The organism is Tatumella sp. UBA2305, assembly GCF_002345795.1.
Classification (GTDB): Bacteria; Pseudomonadota; Gammaproteobacteria; order Enterobacterales; family Enterobacteriaceae; genus Tatumella; species Tatumella morbirosei.
Genome location: NZ_DDVT01000023.1, coordinates 146,469 through 173,125 on the forward strand (window position 1 = coordinate 146,469; position 26,657 = coordinate 173,125).

Genomic DNA, 26,657 nt, shown 5'->3' on the forward strand with positions numbered 1-26,657 from the left:
AAAACAAATATATTTATAGGGTAGAAAGTGCGATTTTTATCAAGAATATTTATGAGATAAGCGATCCTTGATATAAGGATCGCCTATATTACGCGAGGAGTATTACGCTTTTATTTCAGAATGCATTTCCTGAACTGAAATAACCCGCTCTGTCGGATCAGCGTTTAAAGCCATTGCGGTTGCAAAACCACCATTCAGTGTTGTGTCATAATGAACTTTATATTGTAGTGCACTGCGTCTAATCAGGCGGGAATCTTCAATCGCCTGACGACCGGCAGTGGTATTGACAATATAGCTATACTCTCCGTTCTTCAGACGGTCCTGAATATGTGGCCTACCTTCGTGTACCTTATTCACCAGGCGAGGATTAATTCCGGCCTCTCCCAGCACCACAGCAGTACCATGTGTCGCATCCAGCTCATAACCAAATTTCAGCAGCTTCGCTGCCAGATCGACCACCCGTTGCTTGTCGCCTTCGCGCACCGATAACAGTGCACGTCCGGATTTTTTCATGGTGGACTGTGCACCCAGCATTGCTTTAGAAAATGCCTCGGCAAAGGTACGCCCGACGCCCATCACTTCCCCTGTTGAACGCATTTCCGGTCCAAGAATAGGGTCAACACCCGGAAATTTATTAAACGGCAATACCACTTCTTTGACCGAATAATAAGGAGGGATGACTTCTTTAGTAACACCTTGTTGTGCAAGAGTCTTCCCGGCCATAACACGGGCCGCCACTTTCGCCAGCGCTACTCCTGTTGCTTTGGAGACAAAAGGTACGGTACGGGCGGCACGCGGGTTAACCTCAATCAGATACACTTCGTCATCTTTCACCGCAAACTGCACGTTCATCAACCCACGGACATTCAGCTCAAAGGCCAGGCTTTTCACCTGCTCACGCATCACATCCTGAATCTCCTGACTCAGTGTATAAGCTGGCAAAGAACACGCAGAATCACCGGAGTGAACACCCGCCTGCTCGATATGTTCCATAATCCCGCCAATAAGTACCTGCTCACCGTCGCAAATTGCATCAACATCAACTTCTACGGCGTCATCCAGGAAACGGTCTAACAGTACCGGAGCATCGTTTGACACAGAAACTGCCGTCATAAAGTAGCGCTTCAGGTCGATTTCATCGTAAACAATTTCCATTGCGCGTCCGCCCAAGACATAAGAAGGACGTACGACTAACGGATAACCGATGGTTGCTGCTTTCTCTACCGCCTGCTCCAGCGCAGTCACGGTTGAGTTCGCCGGTTGTTTCAGTGACAGACGTTCTACCGCTTGCTGGAATCGCTCGCGGTCTTCTGCACGGTCAATGGCATCAGGGCTTGTTCCTATGACAGGAACACCCGCCGCTTCCAGGGCACGAGCCAGTTTCAGTGGTGTCTGACCACCGTACTGCACAATGACACCTTTCGGCTGCTCAATCCGGACGATTTCCAGCACATCTTCCAGAGTCACCGGTTCGAAGTAGAGGCGGTCTGAAGTATCGTAATCGGTAGACACGGTTTCAGGGTTACAGTTGACCATAATGGTTTCGTAACCATCTTCACGCAAAGCCAAAGCAGCATGTACACAGCAGTAGTCAAACTCAATCCCCTGACCAATACGGTTAGGGCCACCGCCAAGAATCATGATTTTTTCACGATCACTGTTTGGATTCGATTCACACTCTTCTTCATACGTTGAGTACATATAAGCAGTATCGGTCGCGAATTCCGCTGCACAGGTATCTACGCGCTTATACACCGGATACAGATTATATTGCTGACGCAGTTTGCGGACTTCACTTTCTGCCACTCCGGCCAGTTTAGCCAGACGCTGGTCGGCAAAACCTTTACGTTTCAGCTGACGCAGGAAATCATAGTTCAGGCCATTGAGTCCCTGACGTGCTACCTGCTCTTCCAGACGAACCAGTTCTTCAATCTGAACCAGGAACCAGCGATCCACATTGGTCAGATTAAAGACACCATCCACGGACATCCCCAGGCGGAAAGCATCGGCGATGTACCAGATACGGTCACTGCCAGCATCTTTCAGTTCACGCCGTATACGGGTTAATGCTTCAGCATCATCCGGATCAACTTTCGGGTCAAAACCACAGGCACCGACTTCCAGGCCTCGTAATGCTTTCTGCATGGATTCCTGGAATGTACGGCCAATAGCCATCACTTCACCGACGGACTTCATCTGGGTAGTCAGACGATCGTTGCTACCAGCAAATTTTTCGAAATTAAAACGAGGAATCTTAGTGACGACATAGTCAATTGAAGGTTCAAATGACGCCGGAGTCAGGCCTCCGGTAATATCGTTCATCAGCTCATCGAGGGTATAACCCACTGCCAGTTTGGCCGCGATTTTCGCAATCGGGAAACCGGTCGCTTTAGAAGCCAGTGCCGAAGAACGGGAAACCCTGGGGTTCATTTCGATGACGATCAGACGGCCATTTTCAGGATTTACCGAGAACTGCACATTAGATCCACCGGTTTCCACACCAATTTCACGCAGAACCGCCATCGAAGCGTTACGCATGATTTGGTACTCTTTATCGGTCAGCGTCTGAGCGGGCGCAACCGTGATGGAGTCACCGGTATGAATACCCATGGCATCGAAGTTTTCGATAGAACAAACGATGATACAGTTATCATTTTTGTCACGAACCACTTCCATCTCATACTCTTTCCAGCCAATCAGCGACTCATCAATCAGCAGTTCATTGGTTGGAGAGAGATCCAACCCGCGTTCACAAATCTCTTCAAATTCTTCGCGGTTATAGGCGATACCGCCACCGGTGCCACCCATAGTAAAGGAAGGACGAATGATGCACGGGAAACCGACATCTTCTGCAACCTTTAGAGCTTCTTCCATAGTATGAGCAATACCGGAACGCGCGGTATCGAGCCCAATGCTCTTCATGGCTTTATCAAAACGGCGACGATCTTCTGCTTTATCGATAGCATCTGCCGTTGCACCAATCATGGTGACGCCAAACTCTTCCAGCACACCGTGCTTTTCCAGTTGCAGCGCACAGTTCAGAGCTGTCTGACCGCCCATGGTAGGCAATACCGCATCCGGACGCTCTTTTTCGATAATTTTGCGCACCACTTCCCAGTGGATAGGTTCAATATAGGTAGCGTCCGCCATATCCGGGTCAGTCATGATGGTAGCCGGGTTTGAGTTCACCAGCACCACACGATAGCCTTCTTCGCGTAAGGCTTTACAAGCCTGAGCTCCGGAGTAATCGAATTCACACGCCTGGCCAATCACTATCGGGCCGGCACCAAGGATCAGGATGGATTTTATGTCTGTACGTTTTGGCATTTATTGGCTCCTGATTACCTTTTACCGGAACGGAAAGTGTTAATTAAATCGATAAAGTGGTCGAATAACGGTGCCGCGTCATGCGGTCCGGGGCTGGCTTCCGGATGGCCCTGGAAACTGAATGCGGGCTTATCTGTCCGGTGAATCCCCTGCACGGTATGGTCGAACAGGGATTTATGGGTCACCCGCAGACACTCTGGCAGATTCTGTTCATCAACGGCAAAACCGTGGTTTTGCGCGGTGATCATCACGACATTCCGGTCCAGATCTTTCACCGGGTGGTTTCCTCCGTGATGTCCCAGCTTCATTTTTATCGTTTTAGCGCCACTGGCCAGAGCTAATAGCTGATGCCCGAGGCAGATACCAAATACCGGAATATCCGTTGTCAGAAATTGTTGAATTGCGCTGATCGCGTAATCACAAGGCTCCGGGTCACCGGGACCGTTCGATAAGAAAATACCATCCGGATTCAGTTTCAAAACTTCATCCGCCGATGTTTTGGCCGGAACCACGGTCAACCGTACCCCACGGTCAACCAGCATACGCAGGATATTGCGTTTGGCACCAAAGTCGTAAGCCACGACATGGTAAGGCAATTCGCTTTCATCTTTTGCCGCAGGCAATTCATTCGCCAGCGTCCAGCTACCTTGCTGCCAGACATAGGTCTTATCAGTGGTAACTTCTTTGGCCAGATCCATCCCCTTCAGACCCGGGAAACTTTTCGCCTGCTGCAGTGCTACAGCCACATCCGGATTATCACCGGCAATAATGCAGCCATTCTGAGCACCTTTTTCGCGTAATAAGCGGGTCAACTTACGGGTATCGATATCGGCTATTGCAACAATGTTATGGCGGGAAAGATAGGCTGAGAGGTCTTCGGTACTGCGGTAGTTACTGGCAATCAGAGGCAGGTCGCGGATAACTAATCCCTGAGCATGCACCCGGGAGGACTCTTCGTCTGCGGGATTGGTACCAACATTACCGATATGGGGATAAGTAAGAGTGACGATCTGGCGGGAATAGGAAGGATCAGTAAGGATTTCTTGATAACCGGTCATTGACGTGTTGAAAACGACCTCTCCCACTGCCGACCCACATGCCCCAATGGCCCGACCGTGGAACTCGGTTCCGTCTTCCAGAACCAGGATTGCTGACTTTGTCAAAACTTCCTCCAGGGAATAAATAGTCACTATACCTGCATATTAATTCATGAATAGCACCTGAATCAATCCAAAAAACACCTTTCAGGTCGATTTTTGGCAAATTGGGCGCATTCTAATGAGCGTCATGCACTATGTCCAGTCTGAAAGCCAATAATATTGTTTTTTTTAACGCACTGAAGCGAAAAAGCTACTGACAGCGACATAAATGGTGGATTAATAGCGTACTAAAACGATTGCCTGACGAGAAGCATAATAGATAAGTGGAAAAAACGACGTTTCAGACCAAATGGTCCGAAATCAACACCAAATAAGGGACAAAAAACAGGTTAAATAAAAAAAACAACTAAAAATTTATAAAAATGACCTGAGATGAATATATTTAAAAAATAAGGAGGGAAAATAAAAAACCCTCCATTACAATCAAATAGTTACTGATTGCCATTCACATCACAACACATTATAAATCATTCAAGGAAAGTACATCCCGCATGTCATAAAGACCATTTTCTCGAGTGAGAACCCACTCAGAGGCTTTAACCGCGCCTTTTGCAAAAGTCATTCGACTGGAAGCTTTATGAGTGATTTCAACCCGCTCCCCAATATCCGCAAACATTGCCGTATGCTCACCAACAATATCTCCGGCCCGCACGGTGGCAAAGCCGATGGTCTGTGGCTTGCGCTCACCCGTATGACCTTCACGGCTGTACACTGCATGTTCGGCAAGTTTCCAGTCCATCGCATCTGCGATTGATTCCCCCATCGCCAGCGCGGTGCCTGAAGGCGCATCAACTTTATGTCGGTGATGCGCTTCAGTAATTTCGATATCACTATATTCACCCATTACTTTTGCTGCTTTTTCCAGCAATTTAAGCACCAGATTGACACCGACGCTAAAATTAGCCGCAAAAACAATGGGCACCTGCTGGCTGGCTGTATGGATCGCCTGCTTACCAGCATCATTAAACCCGGTAGTACCAATCACCATCGCTTTTTGATGGTTTTGACAGAACTCAAGGTACTCAAGTGTGGCTTCCGGACGTGTAAAATCGATTAGAACATCAAATTCATCTTTCACCGCCAGCAGATTATCAGTAATCAATACTCCGGTTTTGGTGATACCCGCCAGTTCACCAGCATCACAGCCCACTAAAGATGATCCCTGACGAACCACCACAGCACCAAGACTGACATTACTGGCCAGCAAGGTGGCTTCAATCAACTGACGGCCCATTCTTCCGGAGGCTCCGACAATACCTATTCGGATGTTTTTCATAACTATTCATTCCTGTACATGTGCATAAAATGCCGGCTCAGAGTAACCAGCCTCGTGAGTGGGCACCAGTAAAATAAAGCATCATTAGAATTTCAGCGGGATGGGGGAATATTATCAGCAAAAACAATGAGACGTGAAGCCGGCAGTATTCAGAAATTAATGCTACCGGTACGGCAGATCAGCAACAGCTGAACTCCTGCAGCACAGGAACCGGCTGCAGGAATACGGGATTATTCAACTTCTTTAATATCAACCCGAAGTTCTTTTGGCACTTCAAAGACAATATTTTCTTCTCGACCAATCAGTTCTATCGCGGCTTCACCACCAAATTCCTGTAATCTGGAAATCACCTGTTGCACCAGAATATCCGGAGCTGAAGCGCCCGCAGTCACCCCGACACAACTGACCCCTTCCAGCCAGCTCTCACGGATATCTTCCGCAGAATCAATCAGCTTAGCCAGTTTACCGGCGCGCTGTGCCAGTTCCGCCAACCGGTTAGAGTTAGAAGAGTTCTTCGATCCAACAACCAGAATCACTTCCGCACGATCAGAAAGATGCCGTACAGCTTCCTGGCGGTTAGTCGTGGCGTAGCAGATATCATCTTTGCGCGGGCCAATAATAGCCGGAAAACGTTCACGTAACGCATCGATAATCTCAGAGGTATCATCCACAGATAAGGTGGTCTGAGTCATAAAGCTCAGATTAGATTCATCTTTGATTTTGAGCCTGAACACATCTTCAGGTGACTCCACCAAATACATCCCCCCTTCCGGGTTATTGTATTGCCCCATGGTGCCTTCAACTTCAGGATGCCCGGCATGACCAATCAGAATTGCTTCCACACCTTTGCGGCTGGCCCTGGCAACCTCCATATGCACTTTGGTAACTAACGGACAGGTTGCATCGAACAGCATCGTCAGTGAACGGGAACGGGCTTCCGCCCTGACCGCCTGAGAAACGCCATGGGCGGAAAATATCAGAATCGCACCATCCGGCACTTCACTGATCTCTTCGATAAAAATCGCCCCACGCTCACGTAAGCTCTCCACAACATAGCGGTTATGTACTACCTCATGGCGGACATAAATCGGTGCGCCGTACATCTCCAGCGCCCGCTCCACAATACTGATCGCCCGGTCAACACCGGCGCAAAATCCCCGCGGATTAGCGAGCAGAATCTGCATTTTCGGCCTCCGGTTGTGGATTAACTTCCAGCACCTCAACGTTAAAAGTGATCACTTGTCCGGCCAGTGGATGGTTAAAATCCACGGTAATGGAATCACCGGAAACATCACGAATAACTCCCGGCATTTCACTGCCATCCATCGCCGTAAATAACATTATTGCCCCCTGTTGAGGCTCACCAGCGTCGGCAAAGTCCCTGCGCGAAAAATACTGAATCAAATCAGGATTAGCTGCACCAAATGCATCTTCCGCTGCCAGGGTAAACTGACGGGAATCCCCGGCAGTCAGCCCTTCCAGAGCGGCCTCAAAGGCCGGAGACAGACTGTCATCCCCCAGTCGGAATAATGCCGGTTTTCCGTTTGCACGTGTCGATTCGGCAACCGATCCATCTTCCAGAGTCAGTGTAAAATGCACCAGAAACGAATGGTTATGCTGTAGCGTGTTACTCATGCCTTACCCTTTGTCAGCCTGTTTAGCTGAGGAAGGGATAAACCCTTCCAGAACCACCAGTGCCGCACCAATACAAATTCCACAGTCCGCAATATTGAAGGTCGCGAAATGCCAGTCACCGACATAGAAGTCAATAAAATCGACGACAAAACCATGCCAAGCCCGGTCGAGCAAATTACCTAATGCCCCACCAATAATCATAGCGTAAGCAATATTCGTTAGCCTCTGGCTGGCACGACTACGGTACATCATCACCAGTAATGCGATAACGATAGCCACCGCAATTCCGGCAAAGAACCAACGCTGCCACCCGCCTTTATCCGCCAGAAAACTGAATGCCGCACCATAGTTATGCGCATAAAACAGGTTCAGAAATGGCATCAGCGTACGGCTCTCGTGCAACTGCATATTCGCCATAATCCACTGTTTGCTGGCAAAATCGACCACGATCACCAGCACCATCACCCAAAGCCAGCGTAAGCCGGTTGAACACAATGATTTACTCATCAGGCAAACTTACGCTCTTCGCCGGCACCTGCCACGTTGGTATAACAACGGCCACAGATTTCAGCATGTTCAGGATTCTGACCAACATCGGTCGTGTAATGCCAGCAACGTGGACATTTTTCGCCTTCAGCTTTAGTCAGAACTACCTTCAGACCTTTCAGATGTTCACTTTGAACAGCATCCGCAGGCGCAGACGGGTAGTCAGCAACCTGAACCGACGAAGTCAGCAGGACAAAACGCAGTTCATCCCCCAGAGCTTTTAGTTTTTCAGCTAACGACTCATCCGCGTACAGAACCACTGAGGCTTCCAGAGCACCACCAATCCGCTTATCGGCTCGGGCTTGTTCTATCACCTTATTCACTTCACTACGAACTTTCAGCAGTTGTTCCCAGTAAGAACTATTCAGCGCCTCGTCTTCCGCAAGGCCAAACAGTCCCTGATACCATTCACCGGTAAACACATACTGTTCACGCTGTCCGGACAAGTGTCCCCAGATTTCATCCGCGGTGAATGACATGACAGGTGCCATCCAGCGAACCAGTGCTTCGGCAATATGCCACAGTGCCGTCTGGCAACTCCGGCGTGCCACGCTATCGGCTTTCGCGGTGTACTGGCGATCTTTGATGATATCCAGATAGAAAGATCCCATCTCGACTGAACAGAACTGCATCAGGCGTTGTACCACTTCGTGGAAGTCATAACGCTCATAAGAGGCTACGATATCCTGCTGTGCCGCCAGTGCACAACTGACAGCCCAGCGATCCAGCACCACCATATCCTCTGCAGCCACCAGATCAGTTTCCGGATTAAATCCGTTCAGGTTTGCCAGCAGGAAGCGGGCGGTGTTACGGATACGGCGATACGCATCCGCAGAACGTTTCAGAATTTCGTCTGATACCGCCATTTCACCTGAGTAGTCGGTAGAAGCGACCCACAGACGTAAAATATCCGCACCCAGTTTGTCCATCACATCCTGAGGGCTAACAGTATTACCAATCGATTTAGACATCTTACGGCCCTGACCATCCACGGTGAAACCATGAGTCAGTACCTGGCGGTAAGGTGCCTTGCTTTTGATAGCGGTAGAGATCATCAGGGATGACATGAACCAGCCCCGGTGCTGGTCAGAGCCTTCCAGATAAATATCTGCACTGTGACCGTTAAACTCCGGGCGCACATCCACGACAGAGCAGCTGGTCGACCCGGAATCAAACCAGACATCCAGCGTATCAGGCACTTTGCTGTAGTTTTCAGCATCATCACCCAGTAACTCTTTAGCATCCAGATCCCACCATGCCTGAATACCATCCTGCTCGACACGCAGTGCAACCTGTTCCATCAGTTGCAGGGTATTCGGATGAAGCTCCTCAGTCTGGTTGTGGACAAACAGTGCCATCGGCACACCCCAGGTACGCTGGCGGGAAATACACCAGTCAGGGCGATTCGCGACCATAGATTCAATTCGAGCCTGACCCCAGTCCGGAATCCACTGCACATCATTGATCTCTTTGAGTGACTGAGCACGCAGACCTTTCTGATCCATGCTGATAAACCATTGTGGCGTTGCACGGAAGATAATAGGTGTTTTGTGACGCCAGCAGTGTGGATAGCTGTGGTGTAATTTTTCCACATGCAGAAGTGCGCCTTTCTCACGCAGCAGTTCCACAATCAGATCATTCGCTTTAAATACATTAACGCCATCCAGACCCGGATAAGTTCCTGGCAGGTAGCTGCCATCCGGGCCAACAGGGTTGGCAACTTCAATGCCATATTTTTGACCAATGACATAGTCTTCAGGACCATGTCCCGGGGCCGTATGAACAGCACCTGTACCAGCATCCAGAGTGACATGATCACCCAGCAATACCGGAACATCAAAGTCGAGGAACGGATGATGGAAACGCAACAGCTCAAGCGCATCGCCGCGGCATTCCCCCAGAACGGTCCATTCTGTGATCCCGGCACGCTCCAGTACACTTTCGGTCAGTTCTTTTGCCAGAATCAGCACATTGCTACCGGCCTGAACTAACTGGTATTCAAACTCAGGGTTAACAGAAATCGCCCGGTTAGAAGGCATGGTCCACGGAGTGGTGGTCCAGATCACCAGCGATATTGGAGCTTCCGGCAAAACTGCAGAGAACTTAGCTGCCACCGCGGCTGGGTCTGTCGCCCTAAACATCACATCAATAGAGGGTGATGTTTTATCGTAATACTCAACTTCTGCCTCGGCCAGTGCAGAGCGGCACTCGGTACACCAGTGAACCGGTTTTGCCCCTTTCAATAAGTGGCCGTTACCGATAATGCGTCCTAACGCACGGATAATGTTAGCTTCGGTTTTGAAATCCATCGTCAGATAAGGATGATTCCAGTCACCCAATACACCCAGCCGGATGAAATCTTTTTTCTGCCCTTCGATCTGTTCTGCCGCATACTCTCGACAAGCCGCACGGAATTCAGCAGCAGTCACCTTTTCACCAGGCTTGCCGATCATCTGCTCAACTTTATGTTCGATAGGTAATCCATGGCAGTCCCAGCCCGGAACATATGGAGCATCAAACCCCGATAGTCCTTTGGATTTAATAATAATATCTTTCAGAATCTTATTAACTGAGTGACCAATATGAATGCTGCCATTAGCGTACGGAGGGCCATCGTGCAGGATAAATGTTTTTTTACCTTTTTTGGCTGCACGAATAACTTCATACAAATTATCGTCGGTCCAGCGTTGCAGCATTGCTGGTTCCCGTTTGGCCAGATCGCCACGCATCGGGAACCCTGTTTCTGGTAAATTCAGGGTAGATTTATAGTCACTCATCAGATTCTCGGTTCCATATTTCGGTTATTACACCGTTGCTTTAAGCCCAAAAAATTCCCGGGCCGTCACCACATCTTTAGCAATTTGCGCTTTCAGTTCATCAAGCGAGGCAAATCGTTGCTCATTGCGTATTTTATGCCGCAATACCACAGAGATATGGCGGCCATATAAATTAATATTTACGTCCAGTAAATTCACTTCCAGTTGCTGTCGAATCCCTTTTACCGTGGGTCGTGTACCAATATTCGCCACGCCATAAAAGGGACCACCGTGAAGGCCCTGCACTTCGACCGCAAATACACCCTTCACCGGCGCCACAGATCGTCGCAACGGAATATTGGCGGTGGGGAAGCCCAGTGTCCGGCCCAGAGCATCACCATGTATCACCTTGCCGGAAATGGCATAAGGGCGCCCCAGCAATCGCTCTGCCGCAGCAAAATCATCAGCCGCCAGCGCCTCGCGGACTTTAGTACTGCTGACTCGCTGCCCTTCATGACAAAATGTCAGGGTATTAGCAATTTCAAAGCGATACCGTCGTCCGGCTTCCTGTAATAACAGGAAATCACCTTCCCGGCCGGCGCCAAAACGGAAATCATCACCGACAGTCAGAAAGCGGACATCCAGTTTATCCACCAGGATATCATGGATGAAATCATCCGCCGTCAGTGCCGAAAAAGCACTGTCAAAACGGACGCACAGTACGGTATCAACCCCGGCCTGTTCCAGAAAGTGAATTTTTTCCCGTAATCTTGTCAGTCGCGCAGGGACCTGTCCGCGAGCAAAAAACTCCAGCGGCTGTGGTTCAAACAACATCACCACCACCGGCAGATGACGTTTTCGCCCTTCTTCGCAAAGCTGCGTCAGTAGCGCCTGATGCCCGCGATGCACTCCGTCAAAATTACCAATAGTCAAAACACAGCCTTGATGCTGCTTTGAAAGATTATGTAAACCGCGGATAAACTTCATGGTCGACTCAAATCGCTGGAAATCGCCGGATTATACCCTTTACGGCGTACAAATTTAACCCGTTAACCTACCCTTTCGGTGCTTCTTTACTGCTTTTCCTCATGTTTATTTATAGCCGGGTAAATTCCCGACAATTTTGTTGCGAAAAGCTGTATTCAGGGCAAGGAAGCTGGTAGAATCTTGCGCCATCAATTACGTAACCGGGTGTTGTTATTTAAACGACGCTTATTTGCACAAATCCATTGACAAAAGAAGGCGCAAAAGGCATAGTCCTCGGCCTTTGATTTGTCCATATAGAACATATTTGGGAGTTGGACCTTGGCTAATATCAAATCAGCTAAGAAACGCGCTGTAACATCTGAGAAACGTCGCAAGCACAATGCAAGCCGTCGCTCAATGCTGCGTACTTTCATCAAAAAAGTATACGCTGCAATCGCTGCTGGCGATAAAACAGCTGCGCAGAACGCATTTAACGAAATGCAACCAATCGTGGACCGTCAGGCTGCTAAAGGTCTGATCCACAAAAACAAAGCTGCACGTCATAAAGCTAATCTGACTGCACAGATCAACAAACTGGCTTAATCGCCTGATTGTTGTCGCTTTGAAAAGAACCGGCTCTGGCCGGTTTTTTTATACCTGAAATCTACCGGCCAGAGATTACTGACCGGTCAGTCTGTTAGTTCGATGGTGCCGCATAACGTAGTCGAAGGAGTACGTACCCAACGACAGCAGACAGAATTGAGCCACCAAGAATCCCCAGCTTAGCCTCATTCACCAGCTGCGCATACTGCAGGCCAAATGCCAGTGAGGCAATAAATATCGACATGGTGAAACCAATACCGCACAACACACCGATGGTCGCGATATCGGCAATACCGGTTTTGCCCGGAAATCTGGCAATCCCCAGTTTTGTACTCAGCCAGCAGACCAGGGAAATTCCCAGCGGTTTACCAATCAGCAAACCTGCAATAATACCTAAGGGTAAAGGCGATATCACATCTGACAGACTCAGGTTATCCAGCACGACTCCGGCATTGGCAAAGGCAAACAAAGGCAGGATCAGCCAGCGACTCCAGGGGGCGAGACTGTGCGCCAGTTTTATCGCAGCGGAATGTTCACCCTGCCCCTTCACCGGCATCATGAGTCCCAGGATAACACCGGCAATGGTGGCATGTATTCCTGAAGAGAGTACCGCATACCACAATACAACCCCGGCCAGTAGCCAGATGCTGCGCTTTTGTACACCGGCACGATTCATCAGTGCCAGAATCAATACCATCACTGCCATGGCAGCCAGCGCCAACAGAGAGATATCGCTACTGTAGAACAGGGCAATGATAATAATAGCCCCCAGATCATCGATCACCGCCAGGGCCATCAGAAACACCCGCAGAACCGCCGGAACTCTGTGCCCCAGTAATGCCAATATACCCAGTGCAAAAGCGATATCCGTGGCGGTAGGAATGGCCCAACCATTGCGAAATTCAGGCTGATGCCCGTTAACCACCAGAAAGATTACGGCCGGAGCAATCATTCCCCCCAGCGCGGCCAATAACGGAAAAATAGCCTGCTGACGGGTTGCCAGCGCACCACTGACCAGCTCCTGTTTGACCTCCAGCCCGACCAGCAGAAAAAAAAGCGCCATCAGGGCATCATTAATCCAGAACAAGGTATTGTGAGGATGTGCATCAGCACTGCTGCCTTCCGACAGGGTAAAATGCAGGAAATGCTGATATCCCTCCGCACTCCAGCTGGCGTTTGCCAGCACCATGGCAAGTATCGCGGCAACGATTAAGACCACACCTCCGGCCGCCTCGCTCAGGAATATTTTTTTCAAAACTGACATCAGTCTGCATCCTTCCGGTTTATTGTTACGGTTTGGATAATGATCTCAGTTATGTGACTGATTGCCAAACATTCCAGGATTAATATACAAAAAAAAGCCAGCACAACAGAGTACTGGCTTGTTTCGTTGAACCGGTAGTTTATCGGGTCAAATCGTCAAAGAATTTCTTCACACCATCGAAGAAGCTTTTCGAACGGGGACTGTTATTGTCACCTGAGGGACCGCCCAGAGTCTCACCCAGTTCACTGAGTAACTCTTTCTGCTTCTCACTCAGATTCACCGGTGTTTCGACGACCACACGGCACAACAAATCGCCGACAGAACCGCCACGTACCGATTTCACACCTTTGCCACGCATCCGGAATAATTTATCGGTTTGCGTGCCGGCAGGGATTTTCAGCTTCACCCTTCCGTCCAGGGTAGGCACTTCAATCTCCCCCCCCAGAGCCGCCATAGCAAAGTTAATCGGCACTTCGCAATAGAGATTATTATCTTCACGCTCGAAGATCGGGTGTTTTTTCACCGAGACCTGTACATAAAGATCACCGGCTGGTGCGCCCTGCTCACCCGCTTCACCTTCGCCACTCAGACGAATGCGATCTCCGGTATCCACGCCTGCCGGAATTTTTACTGACAGCGTTTTGGTTTTCTCTACACGACCATGACCGTGACAAGAGTTGCACGGATCTTTAATGATGGTTCCCCGCCCCTGACAGGTCGGACAGGGTTGCTGCACCGTGAAGAAACCCTGACGCATTTGTACCTGACCTGCACCCTGGCAGGTAGTACAGGTTTGCGGTTTGGAGCCTGCTTTCGCTCCGCTACCATGACAGGTATCGCATTCCTGGAGTGTCGGAATACGGATCTCTTTAGTCACGCCACGAACCGCTTCTTCAAGAGTCAGTTCCATGTTGTAACGCAGATCGGAACCCCGGGCAGCACGCTGGCGACGACCGCCGCCAAAAATGTCACCGAATACATCACCGAAGATATCGCCGAAATCTGCGCCGCCACCACCGAAGCCACCGCCGAATCCGCCGCCGCCCATGCCACCCTGTTCAAACGCCGCATGGCCGTACTGGTCATAAGCTGCACGCTTCTGCTCATCTGTCAGAATTTCATAGGCTTCTTTAACTTCTTTAAACTTCTCTTCAGCCTGGGTATCGCCCGGGTTACGGTCAGGGTGATATTTCATTGCCAGCCGTTTATAGGCTTTTTTGATTTCACGCTCATCCGCTGATTTGGATACGCCTAAAACCTCGTAGTAATCACTCTTCGCCATTTTTCATTGCCTTTAACATGATCGCACGGGCGTGGATATTCTCCGACGCCCGTGCTGGTTAGCAGCGACAGAGTTGCCTGCCGCTGAGCCCGGTCATGGGCAATTATTTTTTGTCTTTTACTTCTTCAAATTCAGCGTCGACGACATCGTCATCTTTCTGAGCAGAAGCGTCTGCACCCTGAGTTTCACCGTTCGCCTGAGCCTGCTGCTGTGCCAGCTCCATCAGCTTACCGGACACCTCAACCAGCGCCTGAATTTTAGCGTCGATATCGGCTTTATCTTCTGCTTTCAGCGCAGTTTCCAGCGCAGTCAGTGCAGACTCAATCGGTGCTTTATCTTCAGCAGATAATTTATCGCCAGCTTCTTCTAACTGTTTACGGGTGCTGTGTACCACCTGGTCACCCTGGTTACGCGCCTGAACCAGTTCTTCGAATTTACGGTCAGATTCAGCATTCAGTTCTGCATCACGGACCATTTTTTCGATTTCTTCATCGTTCAGACCGGAAGAAGCCTTAATGGTAATCTTCTGCTCTTTACCGCTGTTTTTGTCTTTAGCAGACACGTGCAGGATACCATCCGCATCGATGTCAAAAGTCACTTCGATCTGTGGCATACCACGTGGCGCTGCCTGAATACCGTCCAGGTTGAACTGACCCAGTGACTTGTTATCAGATGAACGTTTACGCTCACCCTGCAACACATGGATAGTTACCGCAGACTGATTGTCTTCAGCTGTAGAGAACACCTGGCTGTGCTTGGTCGGGATAGTGGTGTTTTTGCTGATCAGACTGGTCATCACACCACCCATGGTTTCAATACCCAGGGACAGCGGAGTGACGTCCAGCAACAGAACATCTTTAACATCACCAGCCAGTACACCACCCTGAACCGCTGCACCTACAGCTACCGCTTCATCCGGGTTAACGTCTTTACGCGGTTCTTTACCAAAGAACTCTTTTACTTTGGTCTGAACCAATGGCATACGGGTCTGTCCGCCCACCAGAATCACGTCATTGATGTCAGAGACTGACAGACCGGCATCTTTCAGAGCAACTTTCAGTGGCTCGATAGAACGGCTCACCAAATCTTCGACCAGTGCTTCCAGTTTTGCACGCGTCACTTTGATGTTCAGGTGTTTAGGGCCTGTCGCATCGGCAGTCACGTATGGCAGGTTAACGTCAGTCTGCTGTGCAGAAGAGAGTTCGATTTTCGCTTTTTCAGCCGCTTCTTTCAGACGTTGCATTGCCAGTGGATCGTTGCGCAGATCAATGCCCTGCTCTTTCTTAAACTCGTCCACCAGGTAGTTGATCAGACGGCTGTCGAAGTCTTCACCACCCAGGTGAGTATCACCATTGGTTGCCAGAACTTCGAAGGTTTTTTCGCCATCAACATCATCGATTTCGATGATCGAAATATCGAAAGTACCACCTCCCAGGTCATAGACCGCAATAGTACGGTTGCCCTGGCCTTTATCCATACCGTATGCCAGTGCTGCAGCGGTAGGTTCGTTGATGATACGTTTGACTTCCAGACCTGCGATACGACCGGCATCTTTAGTCGCCTGACGCTGCGCATCGTTGAAGTATGCAGGTACAGTGATAACCGCTTCAGTCACTGGCTCACCCAGATAATCTTCAGCCGTTTTCTTCATTTTTTTCAGCACTTCCGCAGAGATCTGCGGTGGTGCCATTTTCTGACCTTTCACATCCAGCCATGCATCACCGTTATCAGAACCGATGATTTTATAAGGCATAATTTTCAGGTCACGCTGAACTTCTTCGTCCTGGAAACGACGACCAATCAGACGTTTGATAGCAAACAGAGTGTTTTGCGGGTTAGTCACGGCCTGACGTTTAGCAGGCTGGCCTACCAGAGTTTCGCCATCCTGGGTGTAAGCGATGATTGAAGGTGTTGTACGATCACCCTCAGCATTTTCCAGTACGCGTGCTTTACCACCATCCATAATTGCTACACATGAATTGGTTGTACCAAGGTCAATACCAATAATTTTACCCATCTCTACACATCTCCCACTTAAATTCTGTTTTCGTTCGGATATGAACCTTAAATGCGGTCACAGGTGATTAATTCAAGCCCCGGATTGCATATTTTTTTTCGGCTCATAACTCGCTATGAGAACTAGATGGGGTCAGTTTGACGACCATCAAGGGTCGGAGTAAAAAAAAGTAAAAAAAAGCAGCGTGATGACAGCAGGCTTGTCAATCATGGTACGCATGTCATATGGGTTCGGCCCGCCAGCGTATAACGGTGAGAAAGAAGGTGTAAATACACAGGGGGAGCCCCCCTGTGTATTCAGGCTCTGGCCTGGCCGGTAGAACGGGTCTGCGAGTGCAGATATAAACCAGTCACCGCCCCCATCACACATAACCCGACAATGTAGCCGCAAGGAGCCAGTGGGGTCATCCTTAATGCCAGCGTCACAAAGACAGGAGTCAGGCCACCGAACAATGCATAAGAGAGGTTATAGGCCAAAGAAATACCACTGAAACGAACCGCTGGTGGGAAAGCCCGTACCATAATATACGGCACTATCCCGACAGTCCCGACGCAGAGTCCGGTCAGTGCATAAACAGCAATAAGATACTGTGGATGAGTGGCGATAACATGGAAAAATAGCCCACTGCTAATGGCCAGTAACAGGCAGCCTACGGATAAACAAAGTCCGGCACCAAAACGGTCAACCAGCCAGCCGGCAATAATGCACCCTAATAACAGCATGACCGTGGCGATACTGTTAGCCTGCAGACTGAGTGCAGCCGGAATATGATGCATTTTTTGCATTAATGCCGGAGCCATCAGAATAATCACCACGATAGCAGCGGACAGCAGCCATGTCAGCAGTACCGAGATCAGCAAACTTTTACGGTGGAAACGAATAACCGTATTCAATGGCATGGCTTCAGATAATGATTTTTGCTGCTGCATCTGGCGAAATACCGGCGTTTCCTGCAACCAGCGACGCAGGTACAACGCCACAAAACCGAAAACACCACCGAGAAGAAATGCCAGCCGCCAACCGGTGGAGGCAACCAACTCCGGAGACATACTGCGGTTAATTAGGCCAGCCACCAGTGATCCCAGCAGGATGCCTACCGTTAACCCGGCGGTGAGTGTGCCACAGGCAATGCCAGTCCGGTTGCCCGGGACATGTTCGGCAACGAACACCCAGGCACCAGGTACCTCACCACCAATGGCCGCCCCCTGTAATAAACGCATAAGTAACATCAACAGCGGAGCAGCCAGACCGATTGACTGGTAGGAAGGTAATAATCCCATCGCCAGAGTCGGCAGTGCCATTAACAAAATACTCAGGCTAAACATCTTCTTACGCCCAAGAATATCGCCAAAATGCGCCATTACAATCCCGCCCAGAGGCCTGGCCAGATATCCGGCAGCAAAAATACCAAAGGTCTGAACCTGACGTAACCATTCAGGAATATCCTCCGGGAAGAACAGGTCGCCGATAACCGCAGCGAAGAACACGAAAATAATAAAATCGTAAAATTCCAGGGCACCGCCCAACGCGGCAAGAATGAGTGTTTTGTAGTCCTGCGCGCTCAGGCGACTTGAGGGACGATTATCCATAATAAAATATACTTTTCAGAGGTGTGGCCAAAGGGATGTTTGTAAATATTTTCTTACTATATCGGCAATCAATCACCACACCAGCACCAATGAATTTTATCCTTAAAAAACTTTATTTTTAGTTGTTTATCTCACGCCTTGCACTTTTAGGGCGAAATGCTGCTACCACCTGTGGCTCGGTTTCGATATAAGGCCCTTCCAGCAACTGTAAACAATAGGGTACACTCGCAAAGATACCGGCAACTTTGACCTGGCCGGACTCATCTTTTAGCCCTTCCAGTGTTTCTTTAATCGATTTTGGCTGACCTGGCAGGTTCAGGATAAGTGCCTGCTTACGGATAACCCCGGTCTGCCGTGACAGAATCGCCGTCGGAACAAAATTTAGGCTGATCTGGCGCATCTGCTCGCCAAAACCAGGCATCACACGGTCAGCCACTGCCAGAGTTGCATCCGGGGTCACATCACGCAAAGCAGGCCCGGTACCACCCGTGGTCAACACCAGGTGACAATGTTGCTCATCGACCAGATCGATCAGAGTCTGTTCTATCAACGCTTGCTCGTCCGGGATCACCCGACTTTCCAACTGAAACGGCGTGATCAGCGCCCGGGACAGCCATTCACTGAGGGCCGGTATCCCCTGATCCTGATATACCCCCTGAGAGGCGCGGTCGGAAACGGATACCAGTCCGATACGTAAAGTAGTCATGATAATTCGCTTTATCTGAGGGCTGCCGATGGCAGCAAATGCGGGGAATAAAAGGGAATGCTGATATCCCGCAGCAACAACACTGCTGCGGGCAGGTTAATTACAGCAGATCTGCAATCATTTTTTCCAGTTTGCCCTGGTCCAGAGCAAAGTTACGGATACCCTGAGCCAGTTTATCGATAGCCATTGGATCCTGGTTATGTTCCCACAGGAATTCAGCTTCTGACATTTTTTCCGGACGGGCTTTCACTTCACCGCTGTAGCTCAGCTTGCGCTCAACTTCACCGTCAGTTTCTGACAGCTCTTTCAGCAGTCCCGGAGAAATGGTCAGACGGTCACAACCGGCCAGCTCAAGAATTTCGCCGGTGTTACGGAAACTTGCGCCCATAACGACAGTTTCATAACCGTGCTGTTTATAGTAGTTGTAGATTTCAGCGACAGAAACTACACCCGGATCTTCGTGAGGTGCGTACTCTTTTTTGTCGGTATTAGCTTTGTACCAGTCAAGGATACGACCGACGAACGGAGAAATCAGGAAAACACCCGCTTCAGCACAAGCCCGTGCCTGAGCAAAAGAGAACAGCAGTGTCAGGTTACAGTTGATGCCTTCTTTTTCCAGGCGTTCTGCCGCGCGGATCCCCTGCCAGGTGGAAGCCAGTTTGATCAGAATACGATCATTGCTGATACCCGCATCGTTATACAGTTTAATCAGGCTATGAGCTTTAGCGATACTGGCTTCGGTGTCATAAGACAGACGAGCATCAACTTCGGTCGAAATGCGGCCAGGGATTAATTTCAGAATTTCCAGACCGATATTTACGGCCAGCTTGTCAGAGGCGAAAGCAATCTGCTGATCTTTATCGTTGCTCTGCTTACGTGCCCATTCGATAGCTTCATCAATCAGCTTACGGTATTCAGGAATCTGAGCAGCATTGAGAATCAGTGAAGGGTTAGTGGTTGCATCCTGTGGTTTGTACAGTTTCATTGCTGCAATGTCACCCGTATCGGCAACGACTGTGGTTAACTTGCGCAGTGAGGTAAGTTTGTCCGTCATGTTTGCTTCTCTTCTGTTGAACTGTCAGGGTAAAAAATCCTCTCCGGATAATATCACGCACTTCCTGAGGTGCAAGACCAGCCCGGCGAAACAATCACGAAATCGCATTGTACAACACAGGCATTCGCCCCCGGTTTTCCCGGCCATCTGCCTTATACCATAGCCCGGATGAATGACAACGATTGATCTATCCGTGCAACTTTTTTGTTACACTGCCGGTAAAACAGTGAGCCCACGCGGGCCAGATATAAGGATTAAACGATGTTGATGGTTATCTCTCCGGCCAAAACGCTGGATTATGAAAGCCCGCTGGCGACCCAAAAATATACCCAACCAGCACTGTTAAAATATTCTCAACAATTAATTGATGTAGCCCGTCAGTTGTCCCCGGCACAGGTGGCTTCATTGATGAGTATCAGTGATAAACTGGCCCATCTGAATGCTGAGCGATTCAATGACTGGCAGGCAGATTTTACCCCTGACAATGCTCGTCAGGCTATTCTGGCCTTTAAAGGTGATGTCTATACCGGGCTTGCGGCTGATAGCCTGAGTGACGATGATTTTAGTTTCGCCCAACAACACCTGCGTATGCTCTCGGGATTATATGGTGTACTTCGCCCGCTTGATTTAATGCAACCCTACCGGCTGGAAATGGGAATTAAACTGGCGAATCCGCAAGGCAAAGATCTCTATAGTTTCTGGGGAGACCGGTTGACCAAAGTGCTTAATGAAGCTCTGGCAGGCCAGGGCGATGATGTACTGATTAACCTGGCTTCTGATGAGTATTTCAAAGCCGTAAAACCAAAACAGCTGGCCGGTAAAATTATTAAACCGGTATTCCTGGATGAGAAGAACGGTAAATTTAAAGTCATCAGTTTCTACGCGAAGAAAGCCCGCGGGCTGATGTGCCGTTACATCATACGGAATCGCCTGACCAGCCCTGAACAACTGACCGCTTTCGACAGTGAAGGCTACTTTTTTGACGGTGCTGCCAGCGACGGACAGGAACTGGTGTTTAAACGCCACGAACAATCAGCCTGACCGAAGGAGACCGTCGTGGCTAATGGAGGTTGAGCATTCAGTGACGACGGCAATCCCAAACAAACTCAGGCTGTTTCTGTATCCAATAGATCCGTACCGTATGAATTATCAATGCTGCATAACCAGCGTCCGTCCGGTTCTTTCCGAAAAACATAGGTCGCCCGACGACTGATTTCCACGGGTTCTCCGTGCGGGCCCGGGAATTTTAACTGAGTTTCCATGATTACCAGGGCATCTTCCCCCGCTTCAATCACCTGCATATTCCCCTGGGTGACCTGTAACTGTCCCTGAAAATAGTCAGAAATCAGCCCAAAGGCCTGACGAATATCGGATTTTCCGCGGGCAATCATACCGGGCTTAATCACCAGTGCTGCATCTTCAGTGTAATGCTCCATCACTGCATCAAAGTCCCCGGCAGAAATCGCCCGGTCACAATATTCGATAATCTGCCGAACAGGGTGGGTAGTCATCATAGCTCCGGCTGGCTGGAGGGATAGTGGAAAACCTGCAAGCAAACAGCGCCTGCAGGAGAGTCATTACCGAAAGGATCAGATGCGTTTGGTCAGCAGATACTCGTTTAACGCAGCAAAATCTGCCGGTAAGTTATCGGACAGCAGAGGCAGATCGGCACGTTCAGCTAATTCGGCCGGTAACGGCAGATCTTTCTGCAGAATCTCGTCCACGCTCTCTTTGAATTTTGCCGGATGCGCGGTGCCCAGGAATAACCCATATTCCCCCTCTTGTAACTGGTCACGCAGCATACGCCATGCAATTGCGGCATGAGGTTCAGAGATATAACCTTCTGCGGCCAGCTCACGCATCGCTGCACGGGTCTGCTCGTCGCTCAGTGCGCCGTAGGCCAGCTCGTCCAGTTGCCAGGTTTTACGGCGGAATAACTCCTCGACGCGTGGCCAGTTGTTCGGCTGGCTGACATCCATGGCATTAGAAAGCGTTGCGACGGTCTTATTCGGCGCCCACTCACCGCTGCTCAGGAAACGAGGAACCGTATCATTGGCATTGGTCGCGGCAATAAAACGTTTTACCGGCAGTCCAAGGCTTTTCGCCAGTAACCCTGCGGTAAGATCACCGAAGTTTCCACTGGGTACTGAAATCACCAGTTGGTTACGTTTTTCCTGGGGTAACTGAGCTACCGCTTCGAAATAATAGCAGACCTGAGCCAGTAAGCGGCTGATATTAATAGAGTTCGCGGAATTAAGGCCAATCGACTGCTTCAGTGACTGATCATCAAATGCCTGTTTCACCAGTGACTGGCAGGCATCAAAATCGCCATCTACCGCAATGGTCTGGATATTCCCACCGAGGGTGCAGAACAGTTTTTCCTGTAGTGGACTGATTTTTCCCTGAGGATAGAGAATAACCACCCGGATATTTTCCATGCCATAAAAAGCATGAGCCACCGCCGCGCCGGTATCTCCGGAGGTTGCTGTCAGAATAGTGATTTTCTCATCTTTATCACTGCTCAAAGCCAGCATCTGTGCCATAAACCGGCCGCCAAAGTCTTTGAATGCCAGTGTAGGGCCGTGGAACAACTCCAGGCAGGCGATATCGTCTGAGACAGGCTGCACCGGAGCCGGGAAAGCAAACGCAGCCTTTACCCGTTCAGCCAGTTCTGCTTCAGGGATCTCATCACCGATAAATGCCGACAAAATTTTGCTGCTGCGGCTGACAAAATCCAGCTCCAGCAACTGATCAATTTCGGTCAGTTCAAACTCTGGCAGTTCATTCGGGAAGAACAGCCCCTGTTGTGAACCCAGGCCCTGCTTTACGGCCTGAGTGAAACTGACCTGCTCGTTATGATCTTTCAGATTATATAATTTCATCGCTTATCCCAGTTTACGTGCGCCCGTCGTATCAAGACGGCAAATATGTACGAAGCCTTCATCATTCTGCAGATAGTGTTGCTGCAGCCATGCCTTAGCCTGCTCAGCCACTTCAGGTGTGTCACAGACCGCAAACAATGTCGGCCCTGAACCTGAAATGCCACAGGCCAGCGCCCCCAGTTCTGTCACTGCCTGCCGCGCCTGCGCAAAGCCTGGCAGTAGTCCGGTACGGTAGGGTTCAGCAATGACATCCTTCATCAGGCTGGCAGCCAGCAATGGCTGGCGGGTATGACAGGCATGAATAAATCCTGAAAGCATCCGCCCGTGGGTAATGCAATCGGCTTTACTGTAACTCGCCGGTAAAATGGCTCTGGCTTCAGCGGTGGACACTTTAATCCCCGGGTAAGCCATTACCCAGAACCATTCATCGAAGCCCGGTACGGGCTGACAGGTGATGCCATGAGCTTCCAGCATCAGTTGGATCCCCCCCAGAAAGCAGGGAGCGACATTATCAAAATGTACGCTGCCGGAGACCCGCCCTTCCAGTTCGCCCATCAGGGCCAGCAACCGGTCATCATCCAAAGGCCGGTTACAGAACTCATTCATCGCCATCAGTCCGGCTACCACCGAACAGGCGCTGGAACCCAGTCCGGAACCAATCGGCATATTCTTTTCCAGTACCATGCTTACAGGGACTTCACGGCCGACCTCCTGGCAAAAACGTTCCCAGCACTGATAAACAATATTCTCTTTCGGATCCGTTGGCAGTTTTGATACAAAGCGGCCACGATTTTCAAGACGAAAAGATTCCGCCGCTTCGACAGTGACGCAATCACCCAGTAATGTGCCATCGACCGGCGAAACCGCCGCGCCCAACACATCAAACCCGACACTGACATTCCCGATAGAGGCGGGTGCATAAACTTTTACCATGATCAGACTCCCAGCTTCCACGTCAGAGTTCTCAATAAATCTGCAAACACCCCGGCCGCGGTGACATCATTACCGGCACCGTATCCCCGGAGCACCAGAGGCAGAGGCTGATAGTAGCGACTGTAAAATGCCAGCGCATTTTCACCATTCTTCACTTTAAACAGCGGATCGTTTCCATCCACCGCCGCAATTTTCACACTGCAATGTCCCTGTTCATCGATGGCGCCAACGAAGCGTAATACTTTACCTTCATCACGGGCTTTAGCTGCACGGGCCGAGAACTCTGCATCCAGCGATGGCAGTTGCTGCATAAACTCATCCGCATCTGCCAGCGACAGCAGTCTTTCCGGCAGCACGGGCTCAATCACGATATCTTCCAGCTCCAGCGACATTCCGGCTTCCCGGGCCAGAATTAGCAGTTTTCGTGCCACATCCATTCCCGATAAGTCATCCCGTGGATCAGGTTCGGTAAAGCCGAGCTCGCGGGCTTTGCTCGTCGCCTCTGACAGCGATACACCGTCATCCAGCATGCCAAAAATATACGACAAAGAACCGGAAAGAATACCGTTGAACTTAATCAGTTCATCGCCGGCATTTAACAGATTCTGCAAATTTTCAATCACCGGCAGGCCTGCTCCCACATTCGTGTCATACAGGAATTTACGCCGGGCTTTCTCTGCAGCTGCCCGAATCTGCTGATAGTATTCCCGGGAGGAGGTATTTGCCTTTTTGTTCGGCGTTACCACATGGAAACCTTCACGCAGGAAATCGACGTACTGATCAGCCAACTGCTGGCTGGAAGTGCAGTCAACAATGACCGGATTCAGCAGGTGGTACTCTTTGACCAGACGTGTCAGGTGTTCAAGAGAAAACTCATCGGTCGCCCGGGAAAGCTGATCCTGCCAATGGTCAAGATGAATACCATGTACGTTGGTCAGTAATGCCCGCGAGTTGGCAATACCGCATACCCGTAAATCAATATGTTTCTTTTTCAGCCAGGATTGCTGGCGATGTAACTGGTTGAGTAATGCGGCACCGACTCCGCCGGTACCGACCACAAACACTTCGATCACCTGGTCAGTCGCGAATAGCATCTGATGGACCACCCTCACCCCGGTGGTCGCGTCATCATTACTGACCACTACCGAGATAGAGCGTTCTGATGAGCCCTGAGCGATGGCGACAATATTAATGTTTGCCCTGGCCAGTGCTGAGAAGAATTTTGCAGAGATGCCACGCAGGGTACGCATTCCATCACCTACCACCGAAATAATCGCCAGCTTTTCTGTGACTTCCAGCGGGTCAAGCAAACCATCTTTCAGCTCCAGATAGAACTCGTCTTCCAGCGCCCGGCGGGTAGACAATGCTTCATTTTGCGGAACACAGAAACTGATACTGTACTCAGAAGAAGACTGTGTAATCAGAACGACCGAAATTCCTTTACGCGACATCACGGCAAACACCCTGGCCGCCATACCGACCATGCCCTTCATTCCTGGCCCTGAAACATTAAACATGGCCATGTTATTCAGATTGGTAATGCCTTTTACCGGCGTCGAATCTTCACCCTGCCCTGCAGCAATCAGAGTTCCTGGTGCAGACGGATTAGCCGTGTTTTTAATCAGGCAAGGGATCTGGAACTGGGCAATCGGGGTTATGGTGCGCGGGTGAAGCACTTTGGCGCCAAAATAGGAGAGCTCCATCGCCTCCTGGTAGGACATCGACTTCAGCAGCCGTGCATCTGGTACCTGACGCGGGTCACAGGTATAAACACCGTCAACATCAGTCCAGATCTCGCAACAGCTGGCCCGTGAACATGCTGCCAGGACGGCGGCGGAATAGTCTGAACCATTACGTCCCAGGGCGACCAGTTCGCCCTGCTCGTTTCCGGCAGTAAAGCCGGCCATCAGTACATAATTGTCTGGCGGAATCTGGCTGGCGGCGATCCGCCGGCTCGATTCGGTAATATCCACGGTGGATTCCAGATAACCGCCGATAGCAAGCAACTTTTCTACCGGATCAATAACGGTGACCTGATGACCACGGGCCTGTAACAATGCCTGCATAATCGCAATGGATAGTTTTTCACCGGTACAGATAACGGTAGCATTGACACTATCAGGGCACTGACCCAGCAGATTAATCCCGAGGATAACCTGCTGTAAGCGAGCGAATTCGGTATCGACAAACCGGGTCATCGCCTGCAAGTCGAAGCCTGGCTGAGCAACCGCCAGTCCCTGCAATAACTGGTCGAAAATCTGGCGTGCATCATTCAGGTTGGCTGAAGCATCCTGACCTGAGATAGTCTTTTCGATAAGAGCAACTAAGTGATTGGTAATTTTTGCCGGAGCGGAGAGGACTGTCGCAACCTGTTCCTGCTGTGCATAATTTTCCAGTATGTCGACAACACGCAGAAAACGCTCTGCGTTTGCGACCGAGGTTCCGCCAAATTTCAACACTCGCATGGGTTTGTAACTCCTGAATTTATGCCGAAAAAAAAGCCCGCACCTGATTAGGGAGCGGGCTTTTTCGTTTTTTCCTGTTATGCGTCAGCCCGCACCGTTACCTGTGGTAATGGTGATGGTGGTAATAATAGTAATGTTCAGGCTGTGATTACGCATTTAATGTCTGTCTGTCTTTTATCGAAACTGTCTGCACCCA

At 50.0% G+C, this 26,657-nt stretch carries 21 protein-coding genes and 1 other annotated feature; of the genes, 2 read left to right on the plus strand and 19 right to left on the minus strand.

The window, feature by feature from the left end:
- Positions 1-102: 102 nt before the first annotated feature.
- The 8 genes from carB to ribF form a co-directional block, all read right to left on the minus strand.
- Complete coding sequence (carB, locus tag B3Z23_RS16355; RefSeq protein WP_294912220.1) at positions 103-3,327, minus strand: carbamoyl-phosphate synthase large subunit; 3,225 nt, start codon at positions 3,325-3,327, stop codon at positions 103-105.
- Positions 3,328-3,341: 14 nt separating this feature from the next.
- Positions 3,342-4,490, minus strand: coding sequence for a glutamine-hydrolyzing carbamoyl-phosphate synthase small subunit (carA, locus tag B3Z23_RS16360; RefSeq protein WP_294912221.1), 1,149 nt, complete (start codon positions 4,488-4,490; stop codon positions 3,342-3,344).
- 457 nt (positions 4,491-4,947) lie between these two features.
- Complete coding sequence (gene dapB / locus B3Z23_RS16365; protein WP_294912222.1) at positions 4,948-5,763, minus strand: 4-hydroxy-tetrahydrodipicolinate reductase; 816 nt, start codon at positions 5,761-5,763, stop codon at positions 4,948-4,950.
- A gap of 230 nt (positions 5,764-5,993) precedes the next feature.
- Positions 5,994-6,947: a 4-hydroxy-3-methylbut-2-enyl diphosphate reductase gene (gene ispH / locus B3Z23_RS16370; RefSeq protein WP_294912223.1), complete on the minus strand. Its 954-nt coding sequence runs from the start codon at positions 6,945-6,947 to the stop codon at positions 5,994-5,996.
- Positions 6,928-7,398: an FKBP-type peptidyl-prolyl cis-trans isomerase gene (gene fkpB, locus B3Z23_RS16375; protein ID WP_294912224.1), complete on the minus strand. Its 471-nt coding sequence runs from the start codon at positions 7,396-7,398 to the stop codon at positions 6,928-6,930. The genes ispH and fkpB overlap by 20 nt, the downstream gene beginning before the upstream one ends.
- A 3-nt stretch (positions 7,399-7,401) precedes the next feature.
- Positions 7,402-7,905, minus strand: coding sequence for a signal peptidase II (gene lspA / locus B3Z23_RS16380; RefSeq protein ID WP_294912225.1), 504 nt, complete (start codon positions 7,903-7,905; stop codon positions 7,402-7,404).
- Entirely contained in the window at positions 7,905-10,721 is a 2,817-nt protein-coding gene (gene ileS / locus B3Z23_RS16385; RefSeq protein ID WP_294912226.1) for an isoleucine--tRNA ligase, read from the minus strand. Before ileS ends, lspA begins: the two co-directional genes overlap by 1 nt.
- A gap of 27 nt (positions 10,722-10,748) precedes the next feature.
- The gene (gene ribF, locus B3Z23_RS16390) at positions 10,749-11,687 is read right to left on the minus strand and encodes a bifunctional riboflavin kinase/FAD synthetase (protein ID WP_294912227.1); all 939 of its coding nucleotides are present in this window, start codon (positions 11,685-11,687) and stop codon (positions 10,749-10,751) included.
- A 318-nt stretch (positions 11,688-12,005) separates the two neighbouring features.
- Between ribF and rpsT the strand changes: the two genes are divergently transcribed.
- Entirely contained in the window at positions 12,006-12,269 is a 264-nt protein-coding gene (rpsT, locus tag B3Z23_RS16395) for a 30S ribosomal protein S20 (protein WP_038023165.1), read from the plus strand.
- 94 nt (positions 12,270-12,363) lie between these two features.
- On the opposite strand, the gene nhaA is transcribed toward rpsT, so the two are convergent.
- The 6 genes from nhaA to tal form a co-directional block, all read right to left on the minus strand.
- Entirely contained in the window at positions 12,364-13,533 is a 1,170-nt protein-coding gene (gene nhaA, locus B3Z23_RS16400; protein WP_294912228.1) for a Na+/H+ antiporter NhaA, read from the minus strand.
- A gap of 139 nt (positions 13,534-13,672) precedes the next feature.
- A complete protein-coding gene (dnaJ, locus tag B3Z23_RS16405; RefSeq protein ID WP_294912229.1) occupies positions 13,673-14,815 on the minus strand; it encodes a molecular chaperone DnaJ in 1,143 nt (380 codons plus the stop codon).
- A gap of 103 nt (positions 14,816-14,918) precedes the next feature.
- Positions 14,919-16,832, minus strand: a complete 1,914-nt coding sequence (gene dnaK, locus B3Z23_RS16410) for a molecular chaperone DnaK (protein WP_038023172.1) — start codon at positions 16,830-16,832, stop codon at positions 14,919-14,921.
- A 296-nt stretch (positions 16,833-17,128) separates the two neighbouring features.
- Entirely contained in the window at positions 17,129-18,421 is a 1,293-nt protein-coding gene (locus tag B3Z23_RS16415; RefSeq protein ID WP_294912230.1) for an MFS transporter, read from the minus strand.
- 118 nt (positions 18,422-18,539) lie between these two features.
- Positions 18,540-19,127 carry a molybdopterin adenylyltransferase gene (mog, locus tag B3Z23_RS16420; RefSeq protein ID WP_294912231.1) on the minus strand — a complete coding sequence of 196 codons (588 nt, stop codon included), beginning with the start codon at positions 19,125-19,127 and terminating at the stop codon, positions 18,540-18,542.
- Between the two features lie 100 nt (positions 19,128-19,227).
- Positions 19,228-20,181: a transaldolase gene (tal, locus tag B3Z23_RS16425; protein ID WP_294912232.1), complete on the minus strand. Its 954-nt coding sequence runs from the start codon at positions 20,179-20,181 to the stop codon at positions 19,228-19,230.
- Positions 20,182-20,442: 261 nt separating this feature from the next.
- Here tal and yaaA point away from each other — a divergent pair, with 261 nt between their 5' ends.
- Positions 20,443-21,222: a peroxide stress protein YaaA gene (yaaA, locus tag B3Z23_RS16430; protein ID WP_294912233.1), complete on the plus strand. Its 780-nt coding sequence runs from the start codon at positions 20,443-20,445 to the stop codon at positions 21,220-21,222.
- 65 nt (positions 21,223-21,287) lie between these two features.
- Here the strand turns inward: yaaA and B3Z23_RS16435 are convergent, their stop codons facing one another.
- The 5 genes from B3Z23_RS16435 to thrL all read right to left on the minus strand — a co-directional run bounded on the left by B3Z23_RS16435 (position 21,288) and on the right by thrL (position 26,617).
- Entirely contained in the window at positions 21,288-21,692 is a 405-nt protein-coding gene (locus B3Z23_RS16435) for a YybH family protein (protein WP_294912234.1), read from the minus strand.
- 78 nt (positions 21,693-21,770) lie between these two features.
- Positions 21,771-23,063, minus strand: a complete 1,293-nt coding sequence (gene thrC, locus B3Z23_RS16440; RefSeq protein ID WP_294912235.1) for a threonine synthase — start codon at positions 23,061-23,063, stop codon at positions 21,771-21,773.
- A gap of 3 nt (positions 23,064-23,066) precedes the next feature.
- A complete protein-coding gene (thrB, locus tag B3Z23_RS16445; RefSeq protein WP_294912236.1) occupies positions 23,067-23,996 on the minus strand; it encodes a homoserine kinase in 930 nt (309 codons plus the stop codon).
- A 2-nt stretch (positions 23,997-23,998) separates the two neighbouring features.
- Complete coding sequence (gene thrA / locus B3Z23_RS16450; protein WP_294912237.1) at positions 23,999-26,461, minus strand: bifunctional aspartate kinase/homoserine dehydrogenase I; 2,463 nt, start codon at positions 26,459-26,461, stop codon at positions 23,999-24,001.
- Between the two features lie 26 nt (positions 26,462-26,487).
- Positions 26,488-26,610 (minus strand) — a sequence feature (Thr leader region).
- Positions 26,546-26,617 (minus strand): thr operon leader peptide, encoded by a 72-nt coding sequence (gene thrL / locus B3Z23_RS16455; protein ID WP_072055937.1) that lies wholly within the window; start codon positions 26,615-26,617, stop codon positions 26,546-26,548. It overlaps the preceding feature by 65 nt.
- Between the last annotated feature and the right edge of the window lie 40 nt (positions 26,618-26,657).